Here is an 18167-nt window from a genome sequence, read left to right as displayed (position 1 = left end):
GCACACGTTAAATATAACTAAGATCTACTTCTTTTAAAAACTTTTCCTCAAGGAGTCCAACTATATTCTTTACAACTGTCCTTCTAATTTCCAATTCAACAGGCAACTTAGGATCTTGATGCGCAACATTTATCTTGGTTCCATTGATGATAAAAATTTTATCACTTTCCAAAAGCAATTTTACAATCCTATCGGCGGGACCATTTCTAAGGCTTGTATTTTGATTGTAATTCTTCAAAATTCTGTAGACTTTTCCTAAAGTCAAAATTCCTTCCGTTACCAAATCAATACCTTCGATGTAAGAAACTGGTGGTAATTCACTATCAGAAATATCTAAATCAACCTTAATTGGCTTTTGTAGTTCTCTTGATATGATTCCTGCGGTAGTACCTCCACATACAATTTTACATCCTTCAAATTCACTCAATTGCTTTACTAACTTAGCATCTTTTGATTTTTCATAAGGAGGTCCTGTACTTATCATTAAGTTTCTTGGCTCACGATAATATAATACAGCGCACGAAGTGTCATCTTTAGGCTGATTACCATAATTTGCACATGCACGTTCAACAATACCATTACCTAAATGACGTGCAGAAATAAAAGGCTGTTTACGAATTAAAGAGCTTGCAAATTGATGAACATTATCCATTCCCCATCCAAAAGGCAACCTATGACTTCCCATTCCTGAGTTGGTAACTCCATCGGAACAGAATACAATGCGATCCTCTTTTTGTGCTTTAAATCTATAAGAGAATAATATTTTCCCTTTGTTGGCTTCTCCTTCCAAATGCAATTCCTCACATTCAGGTATAAACGATTCCAATCCACGCAAAATCAAACAATCAGGATTATCGTAGCAGATAATTCGAGTCTCACCATCACATTCGATCTCTACAATCGTAAAAGTTGAATAACTGGCTTTACGTTTGCTACATACAGGCAAAGTTTTCATAATTACCTCAGCAGCTTTTCGGATATCCTTATTCACTTTCATGTAATTCAGAATCATCGATGCAGTTAAGGTTCCCAATACATTTGCCTTAACTCCACTTCCCAAGCCATCGGAAAGCACAAGTATTGTTCTCCCCTCATCTTTAAGCTTTCGCGACATAAAAACATCACCACAAATCGACTGACCATGTTGATTTCTTTGCTGACACTCTACCTCTATGTAAAAATCTTCCTGCATTTGCTTTTACTCTAAATCTGCTATATAAGACCCATCAACTATTCATCAGGTGTGTAAAACTCAACAATTGAATTCAACATTTCTTCCGTTTCCGAAGCATTTTCACCTAACAAATAGGCTATTTTCTGAACAGTTTCCAGATTTTTCCGATTAACAGTTCTTGCTCTGGTAACAACTTCTTCGCGCTGAATATACGGTTGAGACATGTCTCGCACAATGGCACCAACTATTTTATGCTTATGGATTGTGAAAATGCTAATGTGAAGCATCTTATTCCCATGTTTTATATCTCTCTCTAAATTATCTACACCAGTACTTAAAGCCGATGAAAATAGTTTATGAAATGGTAAAATCTTTTTTAAATCAGCATCAACCAATCCTGGAATAGTTTCGTAAACCTCCTCGACTTCTTCACCCAGAATTCCGGCAAAACTTTGGTTGGCTTCAATTATTTTCAATTCATCATTTACAATAACAACTCCTGAAGGTATCTTTCTCAGAAGAGCCGATGATTTGTCATGGGCTATTTTTCGCATGTAGGATACACACATATTAGGCTCAGATCTGTCCTCAAGGTATGCCTCAGCAAATTCACGACATGAGTTATATCCACAACCGCCACAATTGATTTCATCCTTTTCAGAGTATTTACCAATCATGGTCAAAGCTTCTTTAATGCTATTCTCAGAATGCTCATATTTCGGGATTGGTAATATGGAATCAAAATTACGTTCTATAGAAAATTCCGTATTCAATACACAGGTTCTCTCATCATCAATCTTATTGATGACCTCTAACCGTTTTATTGCAGTAGAGTAAGTTTTTTGCGTTCCTGGACCGTTCACACATCCTCCATCACAAGCAAGTAACTCCAAAAATAATTTATTGGTTTTACGATACTTATTCAAATCACTAAGTACTGCCTGAATGTTATTAATTCCTGAAAATGTCATGTAAACGGCATCTGTAGCCGTAGCATTCTTTTTCATTCCCATAATCATACCACCATCAATTGGATATAAAATACCCTTGCCTGCCTTACCTGGAATGAATTGATCCACTTGTTTGTCTTCAGGAAATAAATATGGATCTAAATTTTCTTCCTCTAGCCAATTCTTTAAATCGGTAAAAGTTAAAGCTGCATCAACTAAATCAGGAAATTCGTCGCTTTCTGATTTTTTTGCGATGCAAGGTCCAATAAATACAACTTTCGAGTTGATATACTCCTCTTTCAGATATTTTGCATGTGTTAATAAAGGTGACAATATTGGAGTAAGATTACTTTTAAAATCAGGATAATGTTTACAAATCATTTCTACAACAGAAGGACAGGCAGATGAAATATAAACTCCTTTTTCGTTTGATTCAACATATTTGGTAACTCTGCGAGAAACTTCCTGTGCTCCCAAAGCTGTTTCCGAAATGGCTAAAAATCCCAACTCTTTAAGTGTAGCTATCATTTGCTCGTCCGAAAGGTTTGGAAACTCTGTTACAAATGATGGTGCTAATGAAACAATTACCTTCTCGCTCCTGTTAATCATCTTTTTAACCTTCTTCAAATCATCACGAACCTTTTTAGCGCCTACCGGACAAATCTGTGTGCAAGTCCCACAATAGATACAATCATTATGAAGTATCTGAGCAGAATTATTAACCACCTTAATGGCTTTTAAAGTACACTCACGAATGCATTTGTAACAATCCTGACAATCGTTCTGCTCTGTATAAACCGGTTTTAATATATCCATCTGATTTCTCCTTATTCCCAATTACAAACACCATTATCACTATGTAAATTTTCCAGTAAAAGGAAAATGTATTCATTAGTAACACAATTGTATTCTACTACTTTTAACAGTAGACAAATTTCAGAATTTATGATTTCATTGGGTGATAAGGAGTGCTGTTTGGGAACACATCTTATTTATTCATAATCCTTTTAAATAAGCATGATACAGCTATTCAAATACGGACAATAGTTGTCCTAATTCGAACAGATTATCATTCTCTTTTTCAATGCTAAAAACAGTAAATCACTAATAATTTGACACTTCTATCCTTCGGCTTAATATTTGATTAATCAGATAGTTGTATCTTGTGATGGACAATCTTTTATCACATATTCACAATAAACGAAAATCAAATAAACCTAATAATCTATAAACAAAACATCTGATGAAAAAGACAACACTAATCTTATGTACCATTGCACTCCTAATGCTTTGGTATTCGCCCAACACTCAAGCACAACAAAAAGATCTACAGGAATGGAATCAATTTAGAGGATCACACCGAAGCGGAGCTACTGAAAACATAAGTTTGGCAGGTTTTACTGAAAAAGCTCCAAAACTACTTTGGAAGAAAAAATTAGGGGACGGATTCTCTGAAATCACAATTAGTGGGAAGAATATCTACACCATGATAAGTGAGAAAAAAGATACCCTAACCGGTACTGAATTTATTGCTGCATTCAATTCTAAAACTGGTAACGAAGTATGGAGAACAGAGGTTGACTCTCTCTTTTTTGACACATTTGGTGACGGACCACGATCTACGCCTGCTATTGGAGAGAATAATATCTACAGCTTAAGTAGCTATGGTAAACTAACTGCTAGTTCGAAAAAGGATGGCAAAACCGTTTGGCAGGTAGATTTCATGAAAGAATATGGCAGTAAGCCTCCTCGTTGGGGATTTAGCTCCTCTCCTGTTTTAATTGATAACAATATAATTGTTGAAGTTGGTGGAACCGAAACACGAGCATTTATGGCTTTTGACAAAAATACTGGTAAAGAACTTTGGAAAAATGGTGAAGGCAAATCTACCTATAACTCGCCCCTGGTGACAGAGATAGATGGTAAAAAAAATATCATTTTTGCCAATGGAAGTAAAATATACTCACTAAACACTGTTGGAGATACCATTTGGACTTTCAATTCACCAGTAAGCAATCCTACAGGAATGCCAATTGTCTTCGACGGAAACAAAATCTTCATCTCCGCAGTTCGCTCTACAGGATTTATTGTTCTAGAGGTGCAAAACAACAAAGCAACCCTTATCAACAAAGGATCTAGCATGAAGAACGATTATAGTTCTTCTATCTATTACGATGGTCATATTTATGGTTTTCATATTGCAGCACTACAATGCATTTCTGTTAAAACTGGTGAAAAAAAATGGACCAAAAGAGGCTACGGTAAAGGCAGTTTAATACGTGTAGGCAATCAGCTTTTAGTTTTATCAGATAAAGGAAAATTGATACAGGTAAAAGCCACACCCGAAGCATTCACTGAAATGGGGAATATTCAAGCTATTGTTGGAAAATCGTGGACTGCACCATCATTTTCTGATGGTAAAATCTATTTGAGAAACCTTAGTGAGATGGCTTGCTATGAACTAAAATAGCTACTACTACTTTAGCGTAAAAAATCAATACAAACAATACAGACTTCAAAAACACCCAAAATGAAACTCAAAAAACTTCAATCAGTTATCCTTATTGCTTTGCTCTGTTTACCAACAATATTGTTAGCACAAACAGCCGAGGAAATTATTGCGAAGCATATCGATGCCCATGGAGGTGCCGATAAATGGGAAAAAGTAGATGCACTAAAAATCACCGGAAGGTTTACCGCATTTAGTCTCGAGAAAGATTTTACCTCTTACAAAACCAAGTGCGGAAAATATTATTCGGATTTTCATCTTGGTGAACAAAGAGTAATTGAAGCATTTAATGGCAAGTGTGGGTGGACTATTGATCCCTGGCAGGAAATTGAATATGCCCGTAAAATAAACGCAGGTGAAACTAACGTATTCATGCAAAAAGCGACATTCTTTACTCCTTTTTTCAAATACAAAGAGAATGGGCATAAAGTAGAATATATAGGAAAAGAAACTGTAGATGGCATCGAAATGTATGCCTTAAAATTGACCAGAGAGAATGGTAAATCGGAAAAGTGGTACTTTGACACAAAAACCTATTTAGAGTACAAATGCGAAGCAGAATGGGTTGATTTTGCCAGAACTCTGCCATCGGAAATGTATTTCGATGATTTTAGATCTGTTGATGGATTAATCATCCCTTTCTTTGTAGAAAGAATATTCTGGCAACGAGATCGTATTACCCAGATTGAAAAAGTAGAAGTAAATCCTGACTTTGATGCCAAACTTTTGGAAATGCCAAAAAGAAAAGAGATCTCGAAATTAGATTTTATGGCAGGTAATTGGGATGTGAAAATGGAATTTATGAGCCGCAGAGGTGAATACAGAGAGACAGGTACAACAGAATCTATTATCAGCTATGCTGCCACCAACTTGTTACAGGAAAAAATGAGTTACGAAAACTATTTTCCAAACACTTTAAATATCAACTACTCCTACAATCCTGAGGCTAAAAATTATCGCATAGCCGCCTTTAATGAATTTACATCTGCAATTGATGTGTTCCAAGGGAAAATGACCGATAATGTATTAATAGTTGAAGATACGCACATTAGCTTTGATGATACAAAGAAGCCTACAAGAACTTGTAAACAATTTACCTACACAAAAATAGACAACAATAATTTTACTGTGGAAAATAAATTGTCAAACGACGAAGGAAAAACCTGGAATCCACAAGCCAGATTTACCTATACTCGTAAAACAGATAGAGCAATTTCACAGAAATAATTCCATTGAATCATTTAAATTAACTCCTCAAACCTTGCAAGGTTTGGGGAGTTTCTTTTGAACAATTTTCAGGTATTAACTTCTACAATATTAAAAATTATAAACCCCGAACTTTACGAATTCGGGGTTTAGAGTATTACTCAATCAACCATGAAAGAATAATCCTCAGAGCTTCTTTATATGAATTTAATCAGGCTTAAGAGTGATTAAAATACAAAACAAACACTCTTGCAGAATTTTTTTTATAGTAATTAAAAATAAATCTACAATAATTTATGATTATCTCATAATAATTTAACATTCTTTTTTACAATGGCATTCTCACCTATTATAGTGCAACTTACACTATCCAATAATTATAACCCTCAAATTTTACTGACCCTTTAATTACAATTTATTTTCAATAATAAAAATGATAAATATCACATATTACTATCAAAAATTCCGTCTAATATTAATTAACCTACAATTTATTGTGTTATTAAAACGATTAATATAAATAACACATTTGATTTTTTTACCGATAATCAACTTTATAGTACGGATCAAAACTTGTAAATAGATTAATCTTCTTCATTTATCAACTAAACTTTTAGTATTCAATCATAATTTTATATATTTAGCGTCAGGATTGTATATTATAACAATGCAATTCATACATTAACATATCATTCAACTAAATCATCACAATAAATTAAGTTTCTTCCAATTCCTATTCAAACCCAAAATTAATGTTCAAAAACTATTTTAAATCAGCCCTGCGAAATCTTAAACAAAATTTCATTTACACAACCATTAATATACTAGGACTATCAATTGCATTGGCAGTTTCTTTTATTATTATTTTGTTTGTTGTAAACGAACTAAGCTATAACAATTGCCACCAACACAAAGACAAGGTTTACAGAGTAAACAGCTACCTGAATGATTTTAAAATGTATGAAGCTAAAACACCTTTTGTGATGGCATCAGTACTCAAAGAAGATATTCCACAAGTTGAAAATTCAATTAACACTCGAAAACTACGTAATTTTAAAATTAAGCTTAAAGATGATTTCGTTAGTGTAGAAAATCCTATTGGGACTAGCTCTGAAGTATTTGATATATTTACTCTGCCCCTTATTAAAGGTAATAATAATGGCAAATTACTTGAAGACAATCAAGCAATTTGCCTTTCCGAATTTTTAGCTAAAAAGATATTTTCTCGTACCGATATAATAGGTGAACAAATAATCATCACCATCGGTAAAGCGGAAAAGTTCTTTAATGTAGTTGCAGTATATAAAGACCTCCCTAAAAATTCAACTTTTAATGCTGATTGCTTAATTAATGGCATTCATACTCTTCCCTTTATTAATGCAATATATAGATCAGACAATGCAGATACTGATTGGTATCAAAGAGCTTGGATGACCTGGATTAAATTATCTGCAGGTAGTAAGGTAGAGCAATTTAACTCCCAGTTGAAAAATATCAGAAACAAATACATTGCAGAAGACGCTCCTATCTCTTTTCATTTGCAAAACCTATCGGATATTTACCTTAGTTCTATTGTGGTAAATAAATCTGGCATTACTGGCAATTGGAAAACAATAAAGATTTTTATAGCGATAGCAATGTTAATCATTTTGGTTGCTGTTATTAATTACATCATATTGTCAACCTCAGTTTCATCGGGCAGATCAAAGGAGATCGGAATCAGGAAGACATTTGGTGCCGAAAACAAACAGGTTAAATTTCAATTTCTTTTAGAAGCTGTTTTTCTATCTATTATAGTATTACCAATTGCAGTATTACTTATGACACTAAGTATTTCTCAAGCCGAAAAATTATTTCAAACTCAACTACCCATCATTAATGAAAATATCATTTATTACATTTTCATCTATCTTCTTCTTACCATTTTAATTGGATTGATTTCCGGTCTTTATACTTCTGTAGGTCTTTCAAGAATGAATGTAATTAAAGTCTTAAAATCAGGAAATTTTAAATCAAAAAGCAAGAATTATTTTAGAACCTCATTAATTATATTTCAATTGGTAATATTTTGTTTTTTCGTTACAAGTGCTCTTGTCATACAAACCCAATATCATTATGCTTTAAAGAAAAACCCGGGATTCACAAACAAAAATATACTGCTAGTAAATTTCAATGATCTCAAACACTATGCGCCATTTTTAAATGAAGTTAGAGCCAATTCTAATGTAATTAGTGCAAGTGGTGCAAAAGAAGGACTTCCTATGCATGGCACGATGAGTTTTTCAACTACGCATCAAAAAAACAAAGAGGATAACGTAATTGTTGAAGCTATGGCAATTGACTTTCAGTTTTTAGAGACAATGGGTATTAAGCTCCATAAAGGTAGATACCTCTCAGCCGAATTTGGGAGCGATAGAAAAAAATCATGTATAATTAACGAAACTGCAGTAAAAGCTTTAGGAATTGATGAACCTATTGGTTGTAAATTAGGAAACCATCATGTGGTAGGTGTTGTTAAGGATTTTTATCCAAATTCTTTTCGATCGGAAATTCCTCCTTTGCTAATATTTATATCAGACAAATATTTAAAACAAGTGGTGATAAAATACAAAGAAGGATCATTAGATGATCTTTTAGTAGCTTTAAAGGAATCTTGGAACAAACTTGAAACCAATCAAGAATTCAATTCTGTGATGATTGAAGACGTAATTACAGATCTCTATTCTGATGAAAAAAATAACTTTACCATTGTAAGTATAATTGCATTATTCACAATGCTAATATCTTCATTAGGTCTATTTGGTTTAACCTTATTTTTAATACGTGGTAAAACCAAAGAAATAGGAATAAAAAAAATACTAGGTTGCTCTGAAAGAGGTATCGTACTTTCATTTATTAGAATTAATGTTATTCATGTTTTCATTGCATCAATTATATCTATACCACTAACAATTTACGTAATGAATAAATGGCTAAGCAATTATGCTGAAAAAAAAGAAATTGAGTGGTGGTTCTTTGCATTAACATTTCTTATTGCGAATATCGTTGTAATTACAACAATTTTCTTTCACTCATATAAAGCAGCAAGATTAAATCCTGTTAAATCATTGAAGTACGAATAATCAATTAACACTTATGTCTAACACCAACATACATATAATTGCTTTTTACAACCTCGAAAACTTCTTCGATACTACTGATGATCCCAAAAAGAACGACAATGATTTTTTACCAAATGGATCGAATCATTGGACTGAGAATCGCTACCTGAATAAGGTAGAGAGAATAACAGCTGCAATAGAATCCATTCAACCAGGAAAATTACCTATTGCAATTGGAGTTGCTGAAATTGAGAATAAAACTGTCTTAAGGGATTTAATATATCAACCTGCCTTTAAAGGGGAATATGATTTTATTCATTACGATAGTCCGGATCGAAGAGGAATCGACGTTGCCCTACTCTATAACAAAACTGAATTTGAGGTGATTCATCATGAAAGAATACCAGTTCGCATGAATGGGAATTCTCGTTTTGTTACAAGAGATATTCTTTACGTAAAAGGGAAACTAGCAGGCAGTGTCGTGCATTTATTTGTAAATCATTGGCCATCGAGAGCAGAAGGAATACTAGCATCGGAACCTAAACGTATTGTAGCAGCCAATTGCCTATACAAGAAAGCCTCAACTATTCTTAATGCAGATGCAGAAGCTAAAATTTTGATGATGGGTGACTTTAATGATCTACCCATCAGTAAATCTATCACAAAACATTTACATACCAAAGCTCACAAAAACATAAAGGAGACTGAGTTTTACAATTTAGCAGCCATTCCCTATCAGAACAAAGTGGGAAGTTTGTTTGCTAAAAAACATTGGCTAATGTTTGATCAAATTATAATCAGCAAAGGAATGATGTTTGGCAAAGGAATTAAGATAAAAGCACCACGGCTAACCATTCATGGTGATAAAAAATTACTCTATTTCGATCAGCAAACTGGCATATATAAACCAAGCCGAACTTATTCTTATCACACCTATAGAGGAGGATCATCTGATCATTTACCAGTTTATGTTGGAATCGTAGGTGAATAATACACAAAGACCACCAATCATAGATTAGTGGTCTTTGTTTCTATCTAAAATACTGTACTATTTTACAGCAATAGTTTCAATTTCTACCAATGCACCAAGAGGCAAGTCTTTAACAGCAAAAGCTGCACGAGCTGGACACTCTTCTTTGTAATATTCACCGTACACAGCATTCATTTCAGCAAATCCTGAAATATCACTTAACAAACAAGTCGATTTTACAACATCCTTAAATGAATAACCAGCTTGTTCAAGAATATAGCCAATATTTTTCATTACTTGCTCGGTTTGTTCCTTTACACCACCTTCAACAAATTTTCCAGTTGTAACATCAACAGGAAGCTGTCCTGAGATGTACAAAGTTCCATTTGCTTCTACTGCCTGGCTATAGGGTCCGATAGCCTTAGGTGCTTTTTCTGAGTTAATACACTTTTTCATTTCAGTTAATAATTAGTATTCGTAAAATTTGATTTATTTTGCGTCACCAAAGTTAAAATAAAAAAGCTTTAATGAGAATAGCAATTATAGATAATTACGACTCTTTCACCTACAATTTGGTGCACATTGTTGAACAATTTTGCGATGAAGTCATCACCATGCGAAATGATAAGCTTGATTGGCAACAAATTGAGCATAGTGATAAGATTATCTTTTCTCCAGGTCCTGGTCTACCTTCCGAAGTAAAAGTTATGGCTGAAATAATAGAACGCTATTCGAAAGAAAAAGCAATCCTGGGAGTTTGCCTTGGCATGCAATTCATTGCAGAATACTATGGAGGCAGTCTTCTAAATCTGAAAGAAATTATTCATGGAATTCCCAAAGAAACAATTGTGACAGATAAAAATGAAATTCTATTCTCTGAGGTTCCCAATAGCTTTAAATCTGGAAGGTATCATTCATGGGCAGTTTCCAGAAATAACTTCCCTAAGTGTCTTAAGATAACCGCTACAGATGAAAGTAATTGCATTATGGCCATTAGACACAAAGAATTGAATTTGTGCGGAGTCCAATTCCATCCGGAATCCATTATGACCGAAAACGGAAAAAAAATAATACAAAACTGGATTCTATCTTAATTGATAAGCATAAAAAAAAGACGCAAATAATTGCGCCTTGTATATCTTAATTGAAACCTAACATGTTAGGTACTTATATTTAAAACTGAACATCCTGCCAAGATTGTTTCTTCTCATATTTTAAATCCTGAAGAATACTAGAATCTACATTAATCATGAAATTATATGACTGATAGGTTCCGAATGGAATTGCATTGAACGACATTTTCCAGCAGTGCAAGTTTCTATTAATTGTAAATTGAGTAGATGTAACCTCTTTATCTGTAAAATCATAACCAGTAGAAAAACTAACTGCCCACTTAGGAGTTAAGGTAATCTGACCTGTTAAGCCCAAGTTCTGGGTAATATTTTTACGATTCGATGGCTTCGAATAAGTCCATCCGTAATCTACTGAAAACGACCAAGGAATATCAAAATCAACATATCTTGGATCTCTCCACACTTCAGCTTGCTTATCATCACCTTCTCCACCTTTCGTATTCGGATTTAAATCTTTTGCAGATAAACTAAATCCAACATCAATGGAAGCATTTGTTAATCGAGGTCCAAACTCATCAATCTTTTGGTTGATTTCACCCAATTTATAGGGACTAACAGTTGAATTAAAATTTAAATCCAACTTTTTATTAAAAAGTTTCGTCCTACCTGTCATTCGTATATCAGACCAATTCAACGAATCTGCAAACATATTGTATGAAGTGGAAAATTTCAAACTCTCCAGAATCTTCACTTTTTTCATATCTTCAACGCCAGTGGTATCATTAGCAGTTCGAACCTTTGCCTCAATATTATTGTCCAAACTCAGATTAATACTTCCCGATTCTTGAGCACCGGTCGGAGTTGGATACACTCCTTTTTCAAAAATTGAATACTCAACATCTTCCTTCTTATTTTCATCGTAATAAGTTCTGTAATACTTACTGCGTGGAACACCAATTTCAGGCGTATAACTAACACTAATAGTTGGAGTCATAACATGACGAATAGCTGCCACTTTTGACGTTTCCTTAAAGGTGTACATACCATAAATCTTAGGACTTAAGGACAAGGATGCGCTGGTTGAATAATTGTGAGCATATCTAAACCCCTGAATAGTATCTATTTTGACATCACCATCTCCTCCATCAGCATCCGGATCCCAAGATTTTCGGATTGATCTTGAATACAAAACACCTTGATAATTCAAGGTAGGCGATAAGGTTAAATCCTTTGCCAATTTAAAGTTTGTTGTAATTGGTATACTATGCTGATAACCATTCTTCCAGTCCTTTTGCAATGACGAACTCATCAGTTTACTTTCCTTAGTATTAATTGTATTCTCTAATTTAGAAGAATAACTAATCCCTACTTTATCGTACCAACGAAGGTCTGTACTTTTACCTTTTGCTCTAAAAGGATAAATCTGAGTCATACTTAAAGACATACTCGGCAAGGTAAGAGCTATTGTTGTATCTCTACTATTTTGTGAATGCCTTAAACTCGCATTTAAACTAAACGGACTATCAGCCCATTTTTTACTATAGGATATACTCGACTGCTTTTGATTGTTCGTAATCTCATTAATAGATGTAGAGTTGTTTCTGTCGTTATTTGTTGTAGAAACATTAACCGATGCTGTAAATGTACGATACGGATTTGCTTTAGCGTCCTGTGAGTGATTCCATCTAATCGCAAAATCTGTTGTCTCATAATAATCAGATAACCCTTTATCTCCATATTTATTAAAGTGATATTCAGTAGCAAATGTTCCACTATATCTATACCTAGTTTTATATTTAGATTCAACATAGGTACCCCACGATCCATTCGCAAAAATATCACCAGTAATCTTTAAATCCATGTAATCATTAATTGCCCAGTAATATCCACCTCCACGTAAGTTATATCCACGTTGTTGCTCTTCACCATAACTAGGAATTACTAATCCCGATGAGTAAGAAGAACTAAAAGGAAACATTGCAAATGGCAATCCTAAAGGCAATGGTACATCTTCAAGAACCAAATGCAAAGGACCTGAGACAATTTTATCATCCTTTATCATTTTAGCCTTGGTCATTTTAACGTAAAAATGAGGATTCGGGTGATTACAAGTTGTATATTTTCCATTTCGTAAATAGAAAACCTTATCGTTAATTTTTTTTGTAATTTCAGAATGTACAAAACCACCTTCCTGCTCTGTTATCACCTCATTTACCAATCCTTTACCAGTATCAAAATTGTATTTTAGTTCTTTGCAAGTAAATTCTTCCGACCCATCCTTAAATTCTGGAGTGAAAATAAAATTCCCGGTTGTATCCTGTATACCATACGCGAAAGCTTCCTTTTTTTCCAAATCCAACTCAATATAATATGCTTTCAACTCAGTCTCACCGTATTTTACGAACGCATTCTTAGTTAAAAAAACACTTTGCCTAGTCAAGGAAAACACAATAGTATCATCACAATTGTATTCTATCATGGTTTCAAACAATGGTTTTTCTTTGGCTGTTGAATCGCTACTAAGCGAGTCAGAACCGACCATTTTTAAACTATCTGCCTGCAGCAGAGACTTTTCCTTACTAAGGGTATCAATCACTGAAAAATCAAATTCAGTAATTAATTTTCGGTCGTAACGCTTTATATTATTTTCAACAGCAAATATGTTCAATGGAAGAATTGCTCCAACGAAAAAAATAAAAACCTTTTGTAGTAATTTCAAATGCAATTTTTATCTGTTATTTTTGTAAAAGATATGATATAACTGAATACGGCACATATATTGCAATTCAGTCTTAAGTCGCCAAAAATACAAATAAAAGTACTATATTCCCTAATCGAAACGAACTTCAAAACATTTTTTAAGTTCTTTTATGAAGATTTTTCTAATGAACATTATTCCTAATAAAATTTTACGATCGCTAATCAATAGAACATCAACAGGTTTCTGTCTAATTCTATTTTTTTTATTATCAGGAGCACATTCTATTGCTCAAGAAAATTCATACACATTAAAAACAGTAGTTATAGATGCTGGACATGGAGGTAAAGATCCTGGTGCGCTTGGAAAAGTTAGTCGTGAAAAAGATATTGTTTTAAATATCTCACTAAAACTGGGAGGGTATATTAAAAAATATTTCCCAAATGTTAAGGTAATATACACTCGAAAGACAGATGTATTTATTCCTTTAAATAGGCGATCTGAAATTGCAAATCAGAATAAAGCCGATTTATTTATATCCATTCATGCTAATGCAAATAACAATTCTCGAATAAGAGGTACGGAAACATATACTTTAGGACTTCATAAAACGAAAGAAAATTTAGAGGTTGCGATGAAGGAGAATGCTGTAATTGAATATGAGGAAGATTACAGTACAAAATATGAAGGGTTTGATCCAAAAAATCCTGCATCCTATATCATCTTTAATATGATACAAGGTGTTAATCGTGATAAGAGCATTAGTTTGGCAGAATTAACCGAACACCAATTTAAAACCAGAGTCGGGAGACATTCCAGAGGGGTAAGAGAAGCAGGTTTCTGGGTACTAAAGCAAGTGAGCATGCCTTCTATATTGGTTGAGGTTGGTTTTGTTTCTAATCCTACTGAAGAAAAATATCTCAAAACTAAAAAAGGTCAGGATTATCTTGCCAGTGCTATTTTTAGAGCTTTTAGAGAGTACAAAAACAAAATTGAAAAATCTTCGGTGATGTTAGCTGTTGAAGATAGTGTTGAAGTCCAAAATGACGAATCAAATTTGGCAATTTCAACAGAATCAAAAGAAATAACAAAGAAAGGGCAAATTTTGGAGTATTGTGTACAATTAAAATCATCAACAAAAAAAATTCCTGTTACATCCAGAGTATTTAAAAATATAGATGGAATAAAAGAAAGAAAAATTGATGGTATATATAAATACACCGTAGGATCGACTAAAGATTTTAATACGATTGTAAAATTACAACAACAAGTAAGAAAGAAAATTAAAGATTGCTTTGTTGTGGCATTTTATAATGGGAAAAGAATTTCTCTATCAAAAGCCAAGGAACTTCAAAAAACATGAGTAGTTTTACATTAAAGAATCAAATCAATTTAATCGAAACATAATTATCATTCTCATGAAATTCTCTAAAGATGCCATTATAGGTTTAGTTGTTGTTGGCGCCATTGTTGTTTTGATATGGGGGATCAATTTTCTTAAAGGCTTTAACATGCTTTCATCGGAACAAACTTATTGTGCCCAATATGAAAGTGTAGGTGGATTAAAAAATTCAAGTCCGGTTACCCTACGAGGATTAAAAATAGGACAGATTAAAACCATTAAATTTAGCGATGCAGCAGCTTCGAGTTTAATTGTAGAATTTAATATTTCAGATGAGTTTAAACTTCCTGCAAATACAGTAGCGAGAATTATAAGTTCTGATATCATGGGATCAAAAGAGATTAAATTGATTATTGGTGATTCCAAAATAACTCTTCAACCCGGCGATACTCTACGTGGAAGCATTGAAGGAGATCTTAAAGAGCAAGTTAGTATGCAAATGCTACCTTTGAAAAAAAAGGCAGAAAACCTGATGTCTAGCTTAGATTCGGTTCTTTCAGTAATTCAATATGTATTTAATAAGGATTCAAGGGAAAATTTAACACGAAGTTTTAGTAGTATAGAACAAACATTTAAAAAGCTAGAGAATACATCAGGAACATTAGATACAATTGTTACAAGTCAAAAATCTCATATGGAAAACATTATTTCCAATGTTGACTCTATAACTAACAACCTAAGACAAAACAATGAGAATATCACTACCATTCTCACCAATTTTTCTTCAATCAGTGATTCGCTGTCGGCTGCAGATATAGCTCAAACTATAAATCACGCTAAACTTACCTTAAAACAAAGTAGTGAAATCTTAGACAAAATAAACTCTGGTGAAGGATCAATGGGTATGCTAGTTAATAATGATACCTTATATATGAACATGGAAGCTGCGTCAAACAGTTTAACCAATTTGCTAATAGATTTAAAAAATAATCCAAAAAAGTACATGCACTTTTCATTATTCGATACTGGTAAAACCGTTTATATGGATTCGAATAAAACCAAAAAGAAAAAAGATCTTGAGAAAAATACTGAGTACCGTGTACAAATAATGGCTTCCAATAAACAAATACCTCTAGACTCTCCCTCTTTTAAGGGGTTCAAGAATATTAATGAGCTTTATTATAATGGTAGATATAAATACACCATTGGCAACACGAAAAATTATAAAGAGATTATAAGAAAACTTAAAAGAATTAAGACTGATTTTCCGGATGCCTTTATTATTAAAATAACTCCTGAGGAATAATAAAAACTTAACAGATTTAATTATAGTAAAATAAAAAACAGTTAAGCCCCTGAGTTTATTGACCTAAGAGTTACAACTAGCAAATTCTTAACCGTCCCTGTTTTATGTTTTATATTTGTTTAATTCTAAACAAGATTTTAAGACAAAAAAGTATGAATAGTGAAATGACTAACAACCAGAAACTTAAACTATTATTTATATTAAATATCTGATTTTCAGAACCTTAAAATTTTTCTTTTTTTTTTCATTTTTGTATCCCTTAATAATAGTAGGATAAGAAATGTTTTCAGAAAGTCAAGAGCTAAATAATTTTTTTTTCTTTTTTTTTTTCACAATCTTGCATAAGCAAATTTAGACACACCCTAATTTTTTAAAACGCTGAAATAGAAATGAATAATAATCACTTCCAGGTTTGGAATAATTGCTTGGCTGTAATAAAAGACAATGTGCCTCCAATAAGCTTCAAAACATGGTTCGAGCCCATCGCACCTTTGAACTTGGAGAATCAGATCTTGACATTACAAGTTCCAAGTCACTTTTTTTATGAGTATCTGGAGGAGCAATACATTGATATCCTGAGAAAAACGCTACGAAAAGAAATTGGAAATGGCGCTAAATTGGAGTACAATGTAGTGATGGAGAACAATCACATTGAAAATTCAAAGCCTGTTTCGGTTGTTGTTCCTGGGAATAACGGAACAAATACAAAAAATCGTCCGGTTCACATGTCTTCTGATAAAGAGGAACAGACCATTCGAAATCCTTTTGTAATTCCTGGAATCAAAAAATTACATATCGATTCTCAGCTAAATCCGGATTATTCATTCAATAATTTTATTGAAGGGGAATGTAACCGATTAGCTAGATCAGCGGGTGTCGCTGTTGCTGAAAATCCAGGTGGTACTGCCTTTAACCCTCTTGTATTATATGGAGATTCAGGTTTAGGGAAAACTCACCTTGCTCAGGCAATTGGTTTAAAAACTAAAGAATTGTATCAGGAAAAAACAGTACTTTATGTAAGTGCTAATAAATTCCAAACTCAGTTTACCGAGGCAATTCGTAATAATAACAAAAATGATTTTCTTCACTTCTATCAAATGATTGATGTCCTAATTATTGATGACATTCAAGAACTTGCAGGTAAAGAGAAAACTCAAAATACATTCTTCCATATCTTTAATCATTTGCACCAATCGGGTAAGCAGTTAATTCTTACTTCGGATAAAGCGCCTATTGAATTGAAGGGAATGGAAAACCGATTGTTATCACGATTTAAGTGGGGACTTTCTGCAGATCTTCAAAATCCAGATTACGAAACAAGAGTTCGTATTTTACAGCAAAAAGCATACAAGGATGGAATTGTTTTAGACAATGAAGTAATTGAATATATTGCCAGTAATGTTACCAATAATGTTAGAGAGCTTGAAGGAGCACTAATTTCATTATTAGCACAATCAACACTTAATAAAAAAGAGTTAAATCTTGAATTGGCAATGTCAATTATCGATAAGTTGGTGAAAAATACTAAACGCGAACTTTCTATCGATTACATACAGAAAGTGGTTTGCGATCATTTCTCATTACCAATAGATGTATTACAAGCCAAAACAAGAAAAAGAGAAATTGTACAAGCACGTCAAATTGCTATGTATTTCTCTAAAACTTTGACAAAAGCTTCACTCGCATCCATCGGATCTCAAATTGGGAACAAAGATCACGCTACTGTATTGCACGCTTGCAAAACTGTAAACAACTTAATCGATACAGATCGTGGATTTAAGACTCAAATTGATGAAATTGACAAAAAATTAAAAATGTAGTTCTATTTCTAACTACTA

At 33.2% G+C, this 18167-nt stretch carries 12 protein-coding genes; 8 read left to right on the top strand and 4 right to left on the bottom strand.

Annotation, left to right across the window (positions count from 1 at the left end):
- Nucleotides 1–7: 7 nt before the first annotated feature.
- Both GCQ56_RS06255 and GCQ56_RS06250 read right to left on the bottom strand, forming a co-directional pair.
- Nucleotides 8–1192 carry a SpoIIE family protein phosphatase gene (locus tag GCQ56_RS06255; protein WP_152733563.1) on the bottom strand — a complete coding sequence of 395 codons (1185 nt, stop codon included), beginning with the start codon at nucleotides 1190–1192 and terminating at the stop codon, nucleotides 8–10.
- Nucleotides 1193–1230: 38 nt separating this feature from the next.
- Nucleotides 1231–2940, bottom strand: coding sequence for a [Fe-Fe] hydrogenase large subunit C-terminal domain-containing protein (locus tag GCQ56_RS06250; RefSeq protein WP_152733562.1), 1710 nt, complete (start codon nucleotides 2938–2940; stop codon nucleotides 1231–1233).
- Nucleotides 2941–3367: 427 nt separating this feature from the next.
- On the opposite strand from GCQ56_RS06250, the gene GCQ56_RS06245 reads away from it, so the two are divergent.
- The 4 genes from GCQ56_RS06245 to GCQ56_RS06230 all read left to right on the top strand — a co-directional run bounded on the left by GCQ56_RS06245 (nucleotide 3368) and on the right by GCQ56_RS06230 (nucleotide 9931).
- Nucleotides 3368–4594, top strand: coding sequence for a PQQ-binding-like beta-propeller repeat protein (locus GCQ56_RS06245; protein ID WP_152733561.1), 1227 nt, complete (start codon nucleotides 3368–3370; stop codon nucleotides 4592–4594).
- Between the two features lie 60 nt (nucleotides 4595–4654).
- Nucleotides 4655–5860 carry a DUF1579 domain-containing protein gene (locus GCQ56_RS06240; protein WP_152733560.1) on the top strand — a complete coding sequence of 402 codons (1206 nt, stop codon included), beginning with the start codon at nucleotides 4655–4657 and terminating at the stop codon, nucleotides 5858–5860.
- A gap of 731 nt (nucleotides 5861–6591) precedes the next feature.
- Nucleotides 6592–8961, top strand: coding sequence for an ABC transporter permease (locus tag GCQ56_RS06235; RefSeq protein WP_152733559.1), 2370 nt, complete (start codon nucleotides 6592–6594; stop codon nucleotides 8959–8961).
- A gap of 13 nt (nucleotides 8962–8974) precedes the next feature.
- Nucleotides 8975–9931: a hypothetical protein gene (locus GCQ56_RS06230; protein ID WP_152733558.1), complete on the top strand. Its 957-nt coding sequence runs from the start codon at nucleotides 8975–8977 to the stop codon at nucleotides 9929–9931.
- Nucleotides 9932–9988: 57 nt separating this feature from the next.
- Here GCQ56_RS06230 and GCQ56_RS06225 read toward each other — a convergent pair whose 3' ends face one another.
- Nucleotides 9989–10366: a RidA family protein gene (locus GCQ56_RS06225; RefSeq protein ID WP_152733557.1), complete on the bottom strand. Its 378-nt coding sequence runs from the start codon at nucleotides 10364–10366 to the stop codon at nucleotides 9989–9991.
- A gap of 71 nt (nucleotides 10367–10437) precedes the next feature.
- Here GCQ56_RS06225 and GCQ56_RS06220 point away from each other — a divergent pair, with 71 nt between their 5' ends.
- A complete protein-coding gene (locus tag GCQ56_RS06220; RefSeq protein WP_152733556.1) occupies nucleotides 10438–11004 on the top strand; it encodes an aminodeoxychorismate/anthranilate synthase component II in 567 nt (188 codons plus the stop codon).
- A 79-nt stretch (nucleotides 11005–11083) separates the two neighbouring features.
- Here GCQ56_RS06220 and GCQ56_RS06215 read toward each other — a convergent pair whose 3' ends face one another.
- Nucleotides 11084–13702, bottom strand: coding sequence for a putative LPS assembly protein LptD (locus GCQ56_RS06215; protein WP_193323725.1), 2619 nt, complete (start codon nucleotides 13700–13702; stop codon nucleotides 11084–11086).
- A gap of 151 nt (nucleotides 13703–13853) precedes the next feature.
- Between GCQ56_RS06215 and GCQ56_RS06210 the strand changes: the two genes are divergently transcribed.
- The 3 genes from GCQ56_RS06210 (at nucleotide 13854) to dnaA (ending at nucleotide 18149) form a co-directional block, all read left to right on the top strand.
- Entirely contained in the window at nucleotides 13854–15044 is a 1191-nt protein-coding gene (locus tag GCQ56_RS06210; RefSeq protein WP_152733555.1) for an N-acetylmuramoyl-L-alanine amidase, read from the top strand.
- Nucleotides 15045–15099: 55 nt separating this feature from the next.
- Nucleotides 15100–16329, top strand: a complete 1230-nt coding sequence (locus GCQ56_RS06205) for an MlaD family protein (RefSeq protein ID WP_152733554.1) — start codon at nucleotides 15100–15102, stop codon at nucleotides 16327–16329.
- Nucleotides 16330–16718: 389 nt separating this feature from the next.
- Nucleotides 16719–18149 (top strand): chromosomal replication initiator protein DnaA, encoded by a 1431-nt coding sequence (gene dnaA, locus GCQ56_RS06200; RefSeq protein ID WP_152733553.1) that lies wholly within the window; start codon nucleotides 16719–16721, stop codon nucleotides 18147–18149.
- The last annotated feature ends 18 nt before the right edge of the window (nucleotides 18150–18167 follow it).

Source organism: Marinifilum sp. N1E240, from assembly GCF_009295825.1.
Lineage (GTDB): Bacteria > Bacteroidota > Bacteroidia > Bacteroidales > Marinifilaceae > Marinifilum_A > Marinifilum_A sediminis.
The sequence above is the reverse complement of the archived record's forward strand: the minus strand, read 5'-3'. Positions and strand labels throughout refer to the sequence as shown.